13 protein-coding genes and 1 pseudogene are annotated in these 17,279 nt (G+C 42.2%); 11 read left to right on the top strand and 3 right to left on the bottom strand.

Going from position 1 to position 17,279, the window contains the following annotated elements:
• Window positions 1-101 precede the first annotated feature (101 nt).
• From WKU26_RS09395 to WKU26_RS09375, 5 genes and pseudogenes are all read left to right on the top strand, one after another.
• The gene (locus WKU26_RS09395; RefSeq protein ID WP_340321789.1) at window positions 102-647 is read left to right on the top strand and encodes a hypothetical protein; all 546 of its coding nucleotides are present in this window, start codon (window positions 102-104) and stop codon (window positions 645-647) included.
• Between the two features lie 120 nt (window positions 648-767).
• Window positions 768-1,871, top strand: a complete 1,104-nt coding sequence (ychF, locus tag WKU26_RS09390; RefSeq protein ID WP_178265779.1) for a redox-regulated ATPase YchF — start codon at window positions 768-770, stop codon at window positions 1,869-1,871.
• 202 nt (window positions 1,872-2,073) lie between these two features.
• A pseudogene (locus WKU26_RS09385) lies at window positions 2,074-2,418 on the top strand (copper resistance protein NlpE); the annotation flags it as partial.
• A 107-nt stretch (window positions 2,419-2,525) separates the two neighbouring features.
• Window positions 2,526-3,437 (top strand): ketopantoate reductase family protein, encoded by a 912-nt coding sequence (locus WKU26_RS09380; protein ID WP_340321788.1) that lies wholly within the window; start codon window positions 2,526-2,528, stop codon window positions 3,435-3,437.
• Window positions 3,434-4,099, top strand: a complete 666-nt coding sequence (locus tag WKU26_RS09375; protein ID WP_340321787.1) for a chloramphenicol acetyltransferase — start codon at window positions 3,434-3,436, stop codon at window positions 4,097-4,099. The genes WKU26_RS09380 and WKU26_RS09375 overlap by 4 nt, the downstream gene beginning before the upstream one ends.
• Window positions 4,100-4,165: 66 nt before the next feature.
• Here the strand turns inward: WKU26_RS09375 and WKU26_RS09370 are convergent, their stop codons facing one another.
• The 3 genes from WKU26_RS09370 to WKU26_RS09360 form a co-directional block, all read right to left on the bottom strand.
• Window positions 4,166-4,744 carry a non-canonical purine NTP diphosphatase gene (locus WKU26_RS09370; RefSeq protein WP_340321786.1) on the bottom strand — a complete coding sequence of 193 codons (579 nt, stop codon included), beginning with the start codon at window positions 4,742-4,744 and terminating at the stop codon, window positions 4,166-4,168.
• 27 nt (window positions 4,745-4,771) lie between these two features.
• Window positions 4,772-6,784, bottom strand: coding sequence for a family 20 glycosylhydrolase (locus tag WKU26_RS09365; RefSeq protein WP_340321785.1), 2,013 nt, complete (start codon window positions 6,782-6,784; stop codon window positions 4,772-4,774).
• 288 nt (window positions 6,785-7,072) lie between these two features.
• Window positions 7,073-8,335 carry a peptidase U32 family protein gene (locus tag WKU26_RS09360; RefSeq protein ID WP_340321784.1) on the bottom strand — a complete coding sequence of 421 codons (1,263 nt, stop codon included), beginning with the start codon at window positions 8,333-8,335 and terminating at the stop codon, window positions 7,073-7,075.
• A 335-nt stretch (window positions 8,336-8,670) separates the two neighbouring features.
• On the opposite strand from WKU26_RS09360, the gene WKU26_RS09355 reads away from it, so the two are divergent.
• From WKU26_RS09355 to rnc, 6 genes are all read left to right on the top strand, one after another.
• Complete coding sequence (locus tag WKU26_RS09355) at window positions 8,671-11,778, top strand: SusC/RagA family TonB-linked outer membrane protein (protein WP_340321783.1); 3,108 nt, start codon at window positions 8,671-8,673, stop codon at window positions 11,776-11,778.
• Window positions 11,779-11,793: 15 nt separating this feature from the next.
• Complete coding sequence (locus WKU26_RS09350; protein WP_340321782.1) at window positions 11,794-13,431, top strand: RagB/SusD family nutrient uptake outer membrane protein; 1,638 nt, start codon at window positions 11,794-11,796, stop codon at window positions 13,429-13,431.
• Window positions 13,432-13,610: 179 nt separating this feature from the next.
• Window positions 13,611-14,597 carry a tRNA dihydrouridine synthase DusB gene (gene dusB, locus WKU26_RS09345; protein WP_178267320.1) on the top strand — a complete coding sequence of 329 codons (987 nt, stop codon included), beginning with the start codon at window positions 13,611-13,613 and terminating at the stop codon, window positions 14,595-14,597.
• Window positions 14,598-14,760: 163 nt separating this feature from the next.
• Complete coding sequence (locus WKU26_RS09340) at window positions 14,761-14,997, top strand: acyl carrier protein (RefSeq protein ID WP_178267321.1); 237 nt, start codon at window positions 14,761-14,763, stop codon at window positions 14,995-14,997.
• Between the two features lie 12 nt (window positions 14,998-15,009).
• The gene (gene fabF / locus WKU26_RS09335) at window positions 15,010-16,275 is read left to right on the top strand and encodes a beta-ketoacyl-ACP synthase II (RefSeq protein ID WP_178267322.1); all 1,266 of its coding nucleotides are present in this window, start codon (window positions 15,010-15,012) and stop codon (window positions 16,273-16,275) included.
• 3 nt (window positions 16,276-16,278) lie between these two features.
• Complete coding sequence (gene rnc, locus WKU26_RS09330; protein ID WP_340321781.1) at window positions 16,279-17,232, top strand: ribonuclease III; 954 nt, start codon at window positions 16,279-16,281, stop codon at window positions 17,230-17,232.
• The last annotated feature ends 47 nt before the right edge of the window (window positions 17,233-17,279 follow it).

The following is a 17,279-nucleotide window of genomic DNA, read 5'->3' as shown; positions in this document are numbered from 1 at the left end:
CAAGAATATTTTGTAACTTCGGGGAAAAGAGAGAAAGTCCAATGGTATCATTACCATACATTTCACCTTTATCTAATTATCACTCTCCTAAAAAATAGCCCATGGATCTGACTTTAAGACTAAATGCCCGTTTACAGCCCATACATCAATTTCAGTTTGAAGATGTAATCCACACCCTACTTACCAAAAAGGGAATAGGAGAAACAAGCGGAGGAGGTGTTGCCCAAGACCCTGAAGGTGAAACAACATACTGCGAAATAGAAATTCATTTAGACGAAACCAAACCCAATAATATTATTCAGCTTCTTGAGATACTAAGTAAAACAGGAATTCCCAAAGGTTCTACCCTTTGGAGTGCAGACCCCGAGTTCAATATTGAAGTCGGTACATTGGAAGGACTTGCTTATTATTTCAACAATACAGAACTCCCCTATTCCATTTACGAGACTTGTGATGTAAACTATGCACTGGAACAAATGGAAAAGGCTATTGAAGGAATCGGGAAACTATATAGCTATTGGAAAGGAAGAGCATACACAGCACTCTACTTCTACGGCCATTCCTTCTTCGAAATGAAGCAGAAGATAGAAGCTTTCAATGCCACATATCCCCTTTGTCAGAAAAGCCGTATCGAACAAATTGCATAAGCCACACCCATCCTCTCTTACTCAGAGAATGACTTTTCTTTTCCGACAGACACAAATGTAACAAAGAAATGACTAACTTTGCAGCCGTAATACATTGAATTATAATTTAGATTAAATATTATGGCTTTACAATGCGGTATTGTCGGATTGCCAAACGTAGGTAAATCGACACTTTTCAATTGCTTATCGAATGCAAAGGCTCAGGCAGCCAACTTCCCTTTTTGTACCATCGAACCCAATGTGGGTGTAATCACCGTACCCGATGAACGTCTGAACAAACTGGCAGAGCTGGTTATCCCCGACCGTATCGTACCGACAACTGTAGAGATTGTCGATATTGCCGGATTGGTAAAAGGGGCAAGCAAAGGCGAAGGATTGGGAAACAAATTCCTTGCCAACATTCGTGAAACAGACGCTATTCTACACGTACTGCGTTGCTTCGATGATGAAAACGTTACACATGTAGACGGTAGTGTAGACCCTGTGCGCGACAAAGAAATCATCGATACAGAACTTCAGCTCAAAGACCTTGAAACCATCGAAAGCCGCATCCAGAAAGTACAGAAACAAGCACAGACTGGAGGCGACAAAGTAGCCAAGCAAACTTACGAAGTATTGGTTCGTTTCCGCGATGCATTGCTGCAAGGAAAATCGGCACGTACCGTACAGTTTGAGACTAAGGACGAACAGAAAATTGCTCATGAGTTATTCCTGCTTACCTCAAAACCTGTAATGTACGTATGTAACGTAGATGAAGGCAGTGCTGTAAACGGAAACAAATATGTAGAACAGGTACGCGAAGCTGTGAAAGAAGAAGGAGCTGAAATCCTGATTGTAGCAGCAAAAACAGAAGCAGACATTGCGGAGCTTGAAACCTATGAAGACCGCCAGATGTTCTTACAGGAAGTAGGTTTGGAGGAATCTGGTGTAAGCCGACTGATTCGTGCCGCTTACAAACTTCTTAATCTGGAAACCTATTTTACAGCCGGTAAGATGGAAGTTCGCGCCTGGACATTCCACAAAGGATGGAAAGCCCCTCAATGTGCAGGTGTTATCCATACAGATTTTGAGAAAGGTTTTATCCGTGCCGAAGTAATCAAGTTCGACGACTTTATCAAATATGGCTCTGAAGCAGCTGTACGCGAAGCCGGAAAACTGAATGTGGAAGGTAAAGAATACGTAGTAGAAGACGGAGATATCATGCATTTCCGTTTCAATGTATAACGCATCACTTTTCAGAAAAACGAATGGCAGTTTTTTCTTAAAGCATCGTCTTTCTAAAAGAGTTATTTATACGACCAATAATCAGCAGAGGGCATCGTTATCTTTACAGACAGCAATGCCCTCTGTAAACTATATCCCTGTAATTTAATATAATATGAAAATACTTTCTTTTATTCTTTTCATGCTATTGGGTACTACAGCCTACGCACAACAACCGGGTAGCGACAGAGATGCTCACGGTTGTATTCCATCTGCCGGATATACTTGGAGCGAAGCACAAAAAGATTGTATCCGCTTATTTGAAAAAGGAATCCGTGTAGAATCGACCGACAGTACCCGCCAACAAGCTTTTATTGTATTCAGTCCGGATTCTACATTAGCAGAAATTTTTCTACCCGATTGCTCCCAAGGAGAAATTCTCTACAGACGCAATTTACCTAAAGGTGGTTATGCATGGAACATAGAAGACGACGATACTAAAAACGTACGCCTCATCGAAGGAATCTGGACCATCAGCCAGAGAGGTAAAGTCATTTATAAACAGAAACAATATACATGCTGCCCGAAGCACTCTTGTAAAAAAACTTGTGACAAGAATACCTGCTGCAAGAAAGCATGTAAAAAGAAAGTATGCTGTAAAAAGAAGAAATAACCATGAATTATCTGATTATAGGTACAGGAGGTGTAGGAGGAAGCATAGCAGGCTTCCTTGCACTGGCCGGACGAAAAGTAACATGCATTGCCCGCGGAGAACATTTGGAAGCGATACGGACACGAGGACTTCATCTGAAGTCTGATTTGAAGGGAGAACATTTTATCCCGGTCTGCGCCAGTACAGCCGACGAAGTGACAGAAAAGGCAGATGTAATCTTTGTCTGCGTAAAAGGATACTCCATCGACTCTGTAAAAGAGGTAATAAAACGTGCTTCTACTCCTACTACATTAGTAATTCCTATTCTGAATGTATACGGCACTGGTCCGCGTATCGGGCGCCTTGTTCCGGGAGCTGATGTACTGGATGGCTGCATCTACATTGTTGGCTATGTGTCGGGTAAAGGAGAGATAACCCAGTCAGGCAGAGTATTCCGTCTGGTTTGCGGAGCACGCCCCGAACAGGGTATTGCCCAAGAACGGATAGAGCATGTAGCCGAAGACCTGCGCCAGTGTGGTATCAAAGTTGACGTATCCGACGATATCAACCGCGATACATTCATCAAATGGTCCTTTATCTCTGCCATGGCATGTACCGGTGCATATTACGATGTACCCATGGGAGCTGTACAGCACGAAGGGGAACCACGCAATACCTTCAAGGGACTTTCTGCCGAAAGCGAAAAAATAGGCAAATGTCTGGGTATTACCTTCCCCGAAGATATGGTAACCTATAACTTGCGGATTATCGACAAGCTGGAACCGGAAACAACTGCTTCCATGCAAAAAGACTTGGCCAATGGTCATCAGTCGGAAATACAAGGTATACTTTTCGATATGATTGAGTTGGGTGAAAAATTTGATATTGAACTTCCTACCTATCAGAAGGTAGCTGCAAAATTCCGTCAAATATGAAACATCTGGTCGACATCGACACCTGGGAACGGAAAGAAAATTACCTTTTCTTCCGTGATTTTGCCAATTCATGGATTGCAATAACAAGCGAAGTAGACTGCACCGAAGCTTATGATGCAGCCAAAAGCACCGGACGCTCTTTCTTTCTCCATTATCTGTATGCCGTAGTACGTGCTGCAAACGAAATCAAAGAGTTTCGCTACCGATGGGATAAGCACGGACAAGTGGTCTATCACGATACTGTAGATATCACAACTCCCATAGCCGTACCGGGTAAGACTTTCTACACCGTACGTATTCCCTACATCGAAGATTTTGAAGCTTTCTACCGCAATGCACGGCATATAATTGAAAACATCCCTACAGATGGAGACCCTTACGGCACAGACAAACAGATAACCGAACAGGGCGATTTTGATGTCATTCTGCTCAGTGCTACTCCCAAACTGTATTTTACCTCCATTACATATACCCAATATGCGCCCGGACACTCACTGGACTATCCGTTGATGAATGCCGGAAAAGCAGTACGCCGTGAAGGAAGGCTGGTAATGCCGCTTGCCATGACAGTGAGCCATGCCTTTGTAGACGGAGCCCATGTATCCCTCTTCTTCGAGAAAGTAGAGCAATACCTCAAGGAGGTAGGAAAGCAAAGCGTATAATCGCCTTATTTTATACTAAAGCATCCCATACACGTGTACATACGTATACGGGATGCTTTTACTCTCTCAACGGTTCAAATAAGCACACAGAGCCTGTACGGCACGTGCACGATGGCTGATACAGTTCTTTTCTTCACTTCCCATTTCGGCAAAAGTTTCGGTATATCCTTCCGGCATAAATACCGGATCATAACCAAAACCGGAAGCACCGCGTTTTTCTTCGATAATTTCGCCTTTTACCACACCTTCGAACAAATGCTCTGCTCCACCCTCAATCAGGCAAATAGCCGTACGGAATTGCGCCTTACGGTTAGTTTTCCCTTCCATTTCTGCAAGCAGTTTACGCATATTCGCTTCCGAGTCGTGTCCTTCACCTCCGGCATAACGGGCAGAATACACTCCCGGAGCTCCATTCAGTGCTTCTACCTCCAGACCAGTATCATCGGCAAAGCAGTCCAATCCGTAATGACGGTAGATATATTCTGCTTTCAGAACCGCATTTCCTTCCAGTGTATCAGCTGTTTCAGGAATATCAACATCACACTGAATATCCTTCAGACTCAACACTTCTACTTTATCACCCAAAATAGCACGGATTTCTTCCAGCTTATGAGCATTGTTTGTTGCAAATACTAATTTTCGCATATATGTAAAATTATAAGTTTTAAATTCTTACTGAACTTCTTTTTCCTGTGGTATGCACACCACATTTTTCATTTTCCCTTTAAAGCCCATCATACTATCTCCTATCTGTCGGAGCGGAAACACCAGCGTTTCCATGTACCAGATCCGGTCCTTACGCTTCCATTTCGCATTATACACTTCACCGACGCGGCCTTCCAAACGCTCCTCCAATTTCCCGTTTACAAACAGAGAAGTCCCTTTACCGTCTCCCTCTATTCTTATTTTGGTCCATTGTGCCGCAGGCAAGCGATAATTGTGAAACACAAACTCATACCCCTCTCTACGAAATGCAAATTTTCCCGTTCCATTCCAGTTAGTAAGCACTACAGAATGAGGTCCTTTGAACAACACCGCATCTGTCACCGGCTCTGCATCCGGACAGATTTCAAACTCCACAGCATAGGGATAACCGATTTCATCCAATACGGTATTCACAGTATCTGCCCCCGAGAAAACAAGTAGCTCTTCGGAAGGAGTTAAAGCTGTTTTTTCCTTTACCTTCGCCAGCAAATTCACTCCCGGTGCCTCCGGCATGTTATGACACAGCTTTTCAAAAGCCTCATAAGGCATCCGGTTCCGGTTATCTCCTCTCCACATTTTCTCCGAAAGTACCTGTAAAGCAGGGAAACAACGGGCGTGTACATCTTGCTGGCTGATTCCGTTTCCTACTCTGTCGTTCCATACCGCAAACATAGCCCCCAGCAAATCCGGATTTCCTTTTTCTACTTCAAACCCATTATTCATTTGCTCCGGAGTCCATTCATTGTACAACCATCGTATATCCAGATAGTCATGATAATAGTTGACACCGGGTACAATATAAAGATAGGCATCACAGGTATTAATCACTTTATATCCCTCTTTCAATGCCGTTTCAAGATCCAGCCACCCATAATTCCATGCATTTACATAACAGCCTTTTATATCTACCGGTGTAGTTCCCTTCATCTGTTTCAGACTTCCCCACAAACGGGGAGTCTTGCCAAAACTTCTAATGTATTTCAGATAATAATCTGTAAAGTAACGGAATTGCTCCACTTCTTTGATGTTGTATTCATCGGTACCGATATGTACATACGGACCGGTAAAAACAGGATCATCACCCCCAATATATTCGGCAAACAAGGTATCGAGAAAAGCATATACCTCCGGCTTATACAAATCCAGATGGTCCATGCCGTACTCCTTCTTCTCGGCTGCCAGTCTCGGGTTATAATGAGTAAACGCCAACGAATGGGCCGGTACATCGATTTCCGGTATTATTTCAATGCCATAACGGTTTGCCAGTTTCTGAAACTCCTTGAATTCTGCCTTAGTATACGAACCATCTTTTGCTGTCAGCCCTGGAAAACAGTCGCTTTCCAGACGAAAAGCGGCATAAGTCTGGTTCCAGTCATTATTGAAAAACTCCACAAATCCATTGTCATTCAAATGAATCTGAAACTCATTCATTTTATAGAATGAAAGTATTTTGACATAGCTTTCAAGAAAATCCATCGAAAAGAACTTTCTCCCGGTATCGAGCATAAAACCACGGTGTGCATAAGCCGGAAAATCGGCAGTCTTTCCTTTCTGCAACCCTTCCGGCTGGTTGTACAGCATTTGCAGCAAGGTACGGGTGCCCCAGAACACACCTTTCGGTGCCGAAGCGCCTAACGATACATGCGAACGGATGTCCAATTCATACCCCTCTTCACCCAGTACTTTATCGGGCTTTGCCAGATACAGATAAATATCCTGTCGCGACGGCTTCCCGGTTGTTACCCGATACATCCGTCCGAACATTTCTTTCAAATCGTCTGCTAAAGTAGCAGCCACCTCACCAAGTTGTGCTTCTGCCGATGGCTCGATGACAATCCGCCCCTCCCCCGGCAAAACCAGTCTTCCTGAATATCCTTTCCAATTCTGTAATGCAGGAATAACCTGTGGTATACTTTCCTGTGCCCATGCAGCCAAGCTACATACCCAGAGACTAACGATTAACGTGAACAGTTTTTTCATAAGACAAATAGGAATTAACCGGTACGAAGATACCGATTAATTCCTATTAATAAAAGCTTCCAAGCAGGATGAAACAGGAAAGCTTCATCAAAACTACCGGAAGCATGGTTTCTTTTTACATATAATACAATAAAAACGACGCCGTTGTCCGTATAATCAGCGATGCCGGCTTTATATTCGGCGATGCTGAATCTACAATCGACGGCGTCGAATATAGAACGTAATCAGAGAAATCGGTATACTCCACTCATCGCAAGTGCTTTATATACCAACTACCCTATCTGTATTTCAATGTTTCTTTAATTCTTCTGCCGGTACAATACGGTACAGCTTGTCGCTCGGACGTACCCGTTCCGGTACTTTAAACGATACATGTACCCCCTTCTTCACTACATCTACCGGTTTCAGGTTGACACGAGCCTCTTCCAACGTTACATACATTGCTCCTGTAGTAGGTCCTGTAATCAGCAACTTGTCGCCAACCTTGATTTCACTGGCTTCGATCAGGAACTCTGCCACTCCGATATTGGAGAAGTATTTAATACCTTTTCCGGCATAAACTTTACGCTCTGTAGCTTCCGAACCATAATTGCAGCTCCACTCTCCCAAACGCTGTCCCAAATAATATCCGTTCCAGAATCCACGGTTGAACACAGTCTTCAAGCGAGTATCCCAATCTGCCTTCTTCTCTTCGGTAAAAGTTCCATCCAGGTAAGACTGAATAGCTTCCTTGTAACACTCCACTACAGTACGTACATACTCTGGTCCACGTGCACGTCCTTCTATCTTGAACACCCGTACACCTGCCTCAATCATTTCATCCATAAAATGAATGGTCTTCAGGTCTTTAGGTGACATGATATACTGATTGTCCACTTCCAGTTCGATATCGCTCTCCTTGTCTTTCACTATATACGAACGACGGCAGACCTGCATGCAAGCTCCGCGATTGGCAGATGCATTCAGTTCATTCAGACTCAGATAACACTTGCCCGATACAGCCATACACAAAGCACCGTGACAGAACATTTCAATGCGTACCGGCTCTCCCATCGGTCCTTTGATACCTTGTTCCTGAATGGCATCGTATATCTTGCGTACCTGCTTCAGATTCAGTTCACGAGCCAATACCACGACATCGGCAAACTGTGCATAAAACTTCAAGGCTTCCACATTGCTGATGTTGAGCTGTGTAGAAAGATGCACCTCCTGCCCTACTTTATTGCAGTAGGCCATTACTGCTACATCGGCAGCAATTACCGCACTGATACCTGCTTCTTTTGCCGCATCGACAATCTTGCGCATCAAAGTGATATCTTCGTCGTAAATAATCGTATTAATAGTAAGATAACTCTTTACTCCATTTTCATCGCAGATCTGTGCAATTTCGCGCAAATCATCGATAGTAAACGTACTTGCCGAACGCGCACGCATGTTCAGACTTTCGATACCAAAATAGATAGAGTCTGCTCCAGCATGAATAGCAGCAGCCAGAGATTCACGAGAACCCACTGGTGCCATGATTTCAAAATCCTTTATTGAATAATTCATCGCTTCTTATTGATTTACGCTACAAAGGTAACGATTTTTCCGGGAACCACAGAAAAAGCTTGTACAAACACCCCTTCCCCCCTCTCTTTTTCTCCTTCAACAAACAGAATAATAAATAACTATTCATACAGATAGTAAGAAAAACGACGATTTTTTTTACTCTTTATTACTTTTTAATTAAAAATTTCATATTTTTGCGCCCCGATAAAGAAGAAGTATATAAAAATTTTAAATACTTTGAAAAATATTGATGCGAATCAATACCCTGATGAATAAAAAAAAACAGAGAGTTGTTTAATTATAAATCTAAGTAAACTTTAATTAAGAGAGATTTTATGAGTAAGTTTTTATCCCTATTATGCAGTATGCTAATCTGCATAACGACTTACGCACAGAACATTACTGTGAACGGTAAAGTTACAGCCAACGGCGAAGAGATGCCGGGTGTAACAGTAGCGGTAAAAGGAGGAACCCAAGGTACCATTACCTCTATCGACGGAGGATACTCCTTGCAAGTAGACGCTAAAAGCACATTAGTTTTTTCATTTATTGGCTATGAAACTGTAGAAGTTCCCATCAAAGGCCAAAAAGTAATCAACGTAAATCTGGAAGAATCATCTATTGCGATGGAAGAAGTAGTGATTGCCGTGCCTTATGGTACTGCAAAGAAGTCTACCTTTACAGGTTCAGCCAGTGTAATTGACAAAAAAATTGTGGCCTCATCACAGGTAGCCAGCGTTTCTAAAGCATTGCAGGGAACCGTAGCCGGTTTGCAGTCATTCTCTACCAGCGGCCAACCGGGTGAAGATGCAGATATCTATATTCGTGGTGTAGGATCTGTAAATGCTTCACAAACTCCTTTGTATGTAGTTGACGGAGTTCCTTACGATGGAAAACTGTCTTCTATTTCATCACAAGACATTGCTTCTGTCACTGTACTGAAAGATGCAGCAGCAGCTTCACTGTACGGTTCTCGTGCAGCCAATGGTGTAATTATGATTACAACCAAGCAAGGACAAACCGGTTCTGCACCAACCATCCAGTTATCTGCTAAATATGGTTTTTCAAGCCGTGCTGTCAGCGACTATAATCAGTTGAGTACAAACGACTACTTTAAATTGCAATGGGAAGCACTTCGCAACAGCTATATGACCGGAAACAATGCTATGAGTGCTGAAGAAGCAGGAAAAGCAGCTTCTGCTATTTTGGCTACAACTGGTACCGGCGGACTGGGTATCAACCCTTACGGTAGCAAATACCCTCAACCCATTGACCAGTACGGAAACTTGGTAGAAGGAGCCACTCCTCTTTGGGACGACAGTTGGGAAGATGCATTGACACAAGATGCACATTATGCAGATTTGAATGCCAGTGTGTCTGGCGGTAGCGAGAAAACCAAATACTATTTCTCATTGGGTTACCTGGACGATCAAGGTGCTTATATCTGTTCTGGATTTAAACGTTACAACTTAAGAACCAATATTACCACTGATTTACGTGATTGGTTGCAAGTAGGTTTGAACGTATCGGCAAGCCACTCTATCCAAAATTATCCGAAACAAAATGACACAGCAATTGGCAATATTGTATTGGCAGCTCGTAGCATTCCTTCATTCTATCCGGTTTACGAACGTAATATGGATACCGGAGAATACATTCTGGATGAAAACGGTAACCGAATCTACGATTATGGTACCTATCGTAAAGGCTCTTACAACGGACATAACTTTGCACAGTCTATGTACTATGACAAAAAAGAATACAAACGTGACGCTGCATCTGTACGTGGATTTTTGCAAATTACTCCGATTGAAGGATTGAGTTACAAGATGTCTGTAAACTTAGACTATAACAGCCGTTTCACTCATTTTTATGATAACCCGACTTATGGTAAACAACCTTTGATAGGAAGTGTACAGAAAGAAAATAACCGTACTACCGGTATGACATTCAACAATGTATTGAACTGGAATCATACATTCAACGATGCACACGATGTGCGTGTAATGTTGGGTCAGGAGTATTATGAATACAATACATCCAGCTTCGGCGGTTCACGTTCGGGTGTCATCACCGACGGATATTTTGAACCCGATGCTGCTTCTACACTGAACAGTTTCTCTGGTTACAGCGACCAGTACAAATTATTGAGTTATTTTGGTAGTGCAGAATACTCATACCAAGGAAAATATTTTGCATCAACTTCTGTACGTACAGACGGTTCTTCTCGTTTCCATCCAGATCATCGCTGGGGAACATTCTGGTCTTTTGGTGCTTCTTGGAAAATCGTACGCGAAAAATTCCTCGAATCGGCTGCAAATGACTGGTTGACAAACTTGACTTTGCGTGCCAGCTATGGTGCACAGGGTAATGATAATGTAGGTTACTATGCATATCAGGCTTTGTATGGTATGGGAAGCCTGTTTGGAAACCCTGCATTGACAGCTTATCGTCTGGCTACTCCTAACTTGACTTGGGAAACTAACTTAAACCTGAATATCGGTTTGGATTTCGGATTCTGGAACAACCGCTTGAACGGTACTATCGAATACTTCCAGCGTTCATCTAAAGATTTGCTGTTCTCACGCGACCTGGTTCCATCAAGCGGATTCTCTAGTATTGATGCCAACATCGGTAAGCTGAAAAACTATGGTTGGGAATTCACAATCAGCGGAACCCCTATTCTAACTAAAGACTGGACATGGAAATTAAGTGCAAACGCAACTACCTATAAAAATGAAATTGTAGAACTTCCTACAGACGTTATGTGGAACGGTGCAAAAAAATGGGTAAAAGGCGGCTCTTTGTACGATTACTGGTTGTATGAATGGGCAGGAGTTAATCCTGACACAGGTGCACCGCAATGGTATAAAACACAAAAAGACGGAAGCCGAGTACCAACAAGCGACTATTCTTCCCTGAATTCAAACGATAAGGTAAAATTGGGAAGTTCACTGCCGACACTGACAGGAGGTTTCCAGTCTGATTTGACTTGGAAAAATGTATCCTTGTCGATGTTGTTCTCTTATGCAATTGGAGGTAAATTATACAACAACGACTATGTGATGATGATGAAAACCTCTGGAGGTAACGGTAGTTCACTGAGCGAAGAAATGTTGGAACGCTGGCAGAAACCGGGTGACATTACCGATGTACCCAAATTGGCTTACAACCAGACAGACTACTTCACCAGTGGTTCAAGCCGCTGGCTCGTAGACCGTTCATTCTTACGTTTAAAAACTGTGACATTAAGTTATACATTACCGAAAAAATGGATACACGTAGCATCACTGAAAGAAGCAAGTGTCTTCTTGCAGGGAGAAAACTTACTGACATTCAGTCACCAGCAGGGTCTTGATCCGGAACAGCCTATCAGTGGTTCTGTTTCATTCCGCTACCCTGCTATGAAAACTTTCTCATTCGGTATTAATGTAACACTTTAATTTAATTTTTAAAATATGAAATTCAGTTATAAAAATATAGCCTGGGGGATATTACTCGCATGTAGCATGGCATCTTGCGACTTGGATACGATTCCCACTAACTACCTTCCTTCTGAAGACGCGTTTAAAACTACAGCACGTTGCGAAAGTGTACTAAACGGAACATGGAGTTCACTTTTTACCAACGGCTCTACCTATGCATCTATCGGATTAGGCTCTATTATGATGAACGATGATTTCGCCGGATCGGATGTAGTAAGAACAACCAGCTACGGATATAGTGCAAGTTACAGCCTGACCAACGGATACGGACGCGGAGAAATTAACAATATGGCATGGAAGTTGTTTTACGATGCTATCAATAACTGCAACAACATCATTGCCAATATCGACCAGGCTGCAGGAAGTGATAATGAAAAAAATATTATTAAAGGGCAAGCATTGGCTACACGTGGCTATGTATATATGCTTCTGGCTACTCACTACTCTTTCGGAGTAGGAAACGAACAGTATGCAAACCATGCATGTGCTCCTATCTATACAGAACCAACCGGCCTGAACATGGCAATGACCGGTAAACCGGCATCGACTGTAAAAGAGGTATTCCAACGCTCACTGACCGACTTGAAAGAAGCATATAGCCTGATTCCAGACAGTTATAACCGCGGAATCAATGCAACCGATCAGTACCGTATAGACAAGACTGTAGTAAAAGGATTGCTGGCACGCACCAACTTGTATGCGGAACAATGGGAAGATGCTTACAAATATGCAGACGAAGCCATGACTGCCAAAAACAAATACCTCATGTCGGAAGAAGAATTTAAGGGAGGATTCAACGATGCAACTAACGAAGAATGGATGTGGGGATTTTCTTCTACTCAGGAAGATAATCTGTCTGCCTATAACTTCAACTTCAAAGACTGCACAACTGAGGGCTCTTATTACAGCTGCTTTAATGTAGACCCCTATTTTAAAGAAGAATTTGATGACAATGACTACCGAAAAGATTTATTCCAGTGGGGACCTAACGCAGGTTATGGCGAATGGACTATGCTGAACTATAAGTTCAAATTTGCCGATATCAACAATGCATTGGCAGACATTATCCTGATGCGCGTAGCAGAAATGTTCCTCATTAAAGCAGAAGCTGCTACTTATTTGTCTGGTAAAGAAGGTGAAGCGCAGAACCTGTTGAAAGAGTTACGCCAGGCACGATTGAAAGCTGGGCACACTGCAGAAGAGGTTACTGCAACAGGTGATGAGCTGAGAGAAGAAATCTGGATGGAACGCCGCAAAGAATTGTGGGGAGAAGGATTTTCTCTGACAGACTTGCTCCGCAATCAGAAAAGTCTGGAACGTAAAAACTGGAGTCATTACGTAGAATGTGTTCTTAATCCTGATGGAAGCAATTCTAATATTCCTATTGTAGACGAAAACGGTAATCTGATTTTTGCAGATGATAAACCCGAAAGCTACAAAAAGGAAAGATGTACACTCATCCAGGGACATACTGCAGCAAGAACAGTCTTCCCCGATGGATCAGCATTTGAACCGAACAGCAAATACTATCTGTTCCGTATTCCGGAAAAGGAAGAATTGCAGAATGCAAATCTTTACACAAAATACCCAATGCTTCCATTCTATAATTAAAGTTCATATAAAAACAGTTTGTTATACACTCCCAGATGAGCCACAGTTCATCTGGGAGTTTTTATTTTATTAAAAATAAGCAGGCTCCATATTATATCATGGGATAAAAATGGTATTACCCATAGCCTCATCAACTCATGCAGATTTTTATTAACTTTGCAGCCTAAAAGCATGTCAATATGAAGATTAGAAACATAGATTTAGGAGAAAAGCCTGTACTATTGGCTCCAATGGAAGATGTAACCGATCCGGCTTTCCGACTATTGTGTAAGGAATTCGGAGCCGATATGGTATATACAGAATTTGTATCGAGCGATGCACTGATCCGTTCCGTTGGGAAAACGATGCTAAAACTGAACATCAGCGATGCAGAACGTCCGGTTGCAATACAGATATACGGAAAAGATACAGAAACCATGGTAGAGGCTGCACGTATCGTAGAACAGGCACAACCAGATATTCTGGACTTAAACTTTGGCTGTCCTGTAAAACGAGTAGCAGGTAAAGGAGCCGGATCTGGCATGCTGCAAAATGTACCTAAAATGCTGGAAATTACCCGAGCTGTCGTAAATGCTGTAAAGATTCCGGTCACAGTCAAGACTCGTTTGGGATGGGATGCCGAGCATAAAATTATTGTCGACTTGGCAGAACAGCTACAGGACTGTGGAATCGAAGCACTTACCATACACGGACGTACCCGTGCGCAAATGTATACCGGAGAAGCAGACTGGACACTAATTGGAGAAGTAAAAAATAATCCTCGGATGCGTATTCCTATCATCGGAAACGGAGATGTCACTACTCCCCAACGCGCCAAAGAGTGTTTCGACAAATACGGAGTAGATGCCATCATGATAGGACGCGGAAGTTTTGGACGCCCCTGGATTTTTAAAGAAGTAAAACACTATCTGAATACTGGAGAAGAACTTCCTCCCCTCTCCTTCAAATGGAGAATGGATGTCCTGCGACGGGAGGTACAAGACAGTGTAAACTTGCTTGATGAACGCCGGGGTATTTTACATGTACGACGACACTTGGCGGCCTCCCCTCTTTTTAAGGGAATACCGAACTTTAAAGAAACACGGATTGCCATGTTACGCGCTGAAACTCTTGAAAGTCTGAATCAGATTCTGGATACAATAGAAGCTAATTTTGGAGAGAACTAATTCATAGTCACTCTAAAATGGTTTTTCATGCACATAATATATAAAAATGTGCAAAGAATATGCATTTATTTGCCGGAATATTTGTATAGAACAAGAAATATTCACACCTTTGCACCGAAAAGTAAACAATTTATTCTATTTATAAACTTAAAATTTTAAAATTATGTCTGAAATCGCATCAAAAGTACAGAAGATTATTGTTGATAAATTAGGCGTAGAAGAATCAGAAGTAACAACAACTGCAAGCTTCACTAACGACCTGGGTGCTGACTCTTTGGATACAGTAGAATTGATCATGGAATTCGAAAAAGAATTCGGTATCTCTATTCCAGATGATCAGGCAGAAAAAATCCAGACTGTAGGCGACGCTATCTCTTACATCGAAGCTAACGCAAAATAATTAATTCTTCTTATGGAATTAAAAAGAGTTGTAGTAACAGGTCTCGGTGCATTGACTCCTGTAGGTAATACTGTTCCTGAATTCTGGAACAACCTGATTAACGGAGTAAGCGGAGCGGGACCTATTACTCATTTCGACGCCAGCAAGTTCAAGACTCAGTTTGCTTGTGAGGTAAAGAACTTCAATGCGACCGATTTTATCGACCGCAAAGAGGCTCGTAAGATGGACCTTTATACTCAGTATGCCATCACTGCTGCCAAAGAAGCTGTAGCTGATGCCAACATTGACGTCGAAAAAGAAGATTTAAACAAAATCGGAGTAATTTTCGGAGTAGGAATCGGTGGACTTCATACTTTCGAAGAAGAAGTTTTAAACTACGCACAGACCAAAGATACTATTGGCCCACGTTTCAACCCATTCTTTATCCCGAAAATGATTGCAGACATTGCATCAGGACACATCTCTATGATTTATGGATTTCACGGTCCTAACTTCACTACCACTTCTGCTTGTGCCTCTTCATCAAACGCTATCGGTGAAGCATTCAACTTGATTCGCTTGGGAAAAGCAAACATGATTGTGGCTGGAGGTGCTGAAGCAACAATCTACCCTGCTGGTGTAGGTGGCTTCAACGCAATGAATGCACTATCTACCCGAAATGACGATCCAAGCCACGCTTCACGTCCGTTCAGCGCAAGCCGCGACGGTTTCGTAATGGGTGAAGGTGCCGGATGTTTGATTTTGGAAGAACTGGAACATGCAAAAGCCCGTGGTGCTAAGATTTATGCCGAACTGGCCGGAACAGGTGCATCAGCCGACGCTTATCATATAACAGCCTCTCATCCTGAAGGTCTGGGTGCGAAACTGGTTATGACAAATGCGCTCGAAGATGCAGGTATGCAACCGGAGGATATCGACTACATCAATGTACACGGTACTTCTACACCGGTAGGAGACATTTCAGAAGTAAAAGCAATCCAGGCTTTGTTTGGAGAACATGCTTACAAACTGAATATCAGCTCTACCAAATCTATGACTGGACACTTGCTTGGAGCTGCTGGTGCAGTAGAAGCAATTGCTAGCGTATTGTCTGTTAAGAACGACATTGTTCCTCCTACTATTAACCATGAAGAAGGTGACAACGATGAACAAATCGATTACAACCTGAACTTCACTTTCAACAAGGCACAAAAACGTACCGTTCGTGCTGCGTTAAGTAATACATTTGGTTTTGGTGGACACAATGCATGTGTAATCGTAAAAAAATACACTGAATAAACTGTGTTTAGCAATATAACAGATAAGATAAGACTCCTCTTCCGAAAGGATAAGGAGCCTTATCTTTGTTTTTATAGAATACTTGGATTTTATCCACACAACATTAGCATTTATCAACAAGCTCTGCTACATAAGTCTTCTTCTATCAAAGCAGGGAAGGGACGCTTGTTGAATAACGAACGACTGGAATTTCTGGGAGATGCTATTTTGGATGCAGTTGTAGCAGATATTGTTTACAAACGTTTTGAGGGAAAACGGGAAGGATTTCTTACAAATACACGTTCTAAAATAGTACAGCGAGAAACTCTGAACCACATCGGTAAGCAAATAGGTCTGGATAAGCTAATAAAATACACTACAAAACAGTCGTCGCACAACAGTTATATGTGCGGGAATGCATTCGAAGCTTTGATAGGAGCTATTTATCTGGACCGAGGCTACGGTGCCTGCAAAATGTTCATGGAAGAGCGTATTATCAAACAATATTTGAATTTGGAGAAAATCTCACGCAAAGAGGTGAACTTTAAATCGAAACTGATAGAATGGAGTCAGAAAAACAAATTTGAAATCAGCTTCGAATTACTTGAACAATCTCACGATGAAGATCAGAATCCTGTTTTCGAATCGCAAATATTGGTTGAAAATATAGCTGCTGGAAAAGGTAAAGGATACTCTAAAAAAGAATCACAACAGGAGGCTGCTCACGAAACACTGAACAAAATCAAAAATGATCCGCAATTTATTGATATCATTTTTGCAGCAAAAGCAGAACGTGAAAAAGCTGAAAATCCGACAAATACAGAAAAGGAGAAGCATCCGGCACCGATTGATGAGCTAAAAGAGTCTTTCATACAGGAAGAAACTATTTCTGAAAAATATGAAGACCACGAACGCATTATTGCAGAAGCAGAAGCGGCTGCATTTCTTGAAAAAGAAACAACCGGAACAGACAACTAATAACCGGAATTTAGACAAAAAATATCCTATTGTACCAAGCTATTTTA

It is taken from the genome of Phocaeicola sp. HCN-40430 (genome assembly GCF_037890285.1).
Lineage (GTDB): Bacteria > Bacteroidota > Bacteroidia > Bacteroidales > Bacteroidaceae > Phocaeicola > Phocaeicola acetigenes.
The sequence above is the reverse complement of the archived record's forward strand: the minus strand, read 5'-3'. Positions and strand labels throughout refer to the sequence as shown.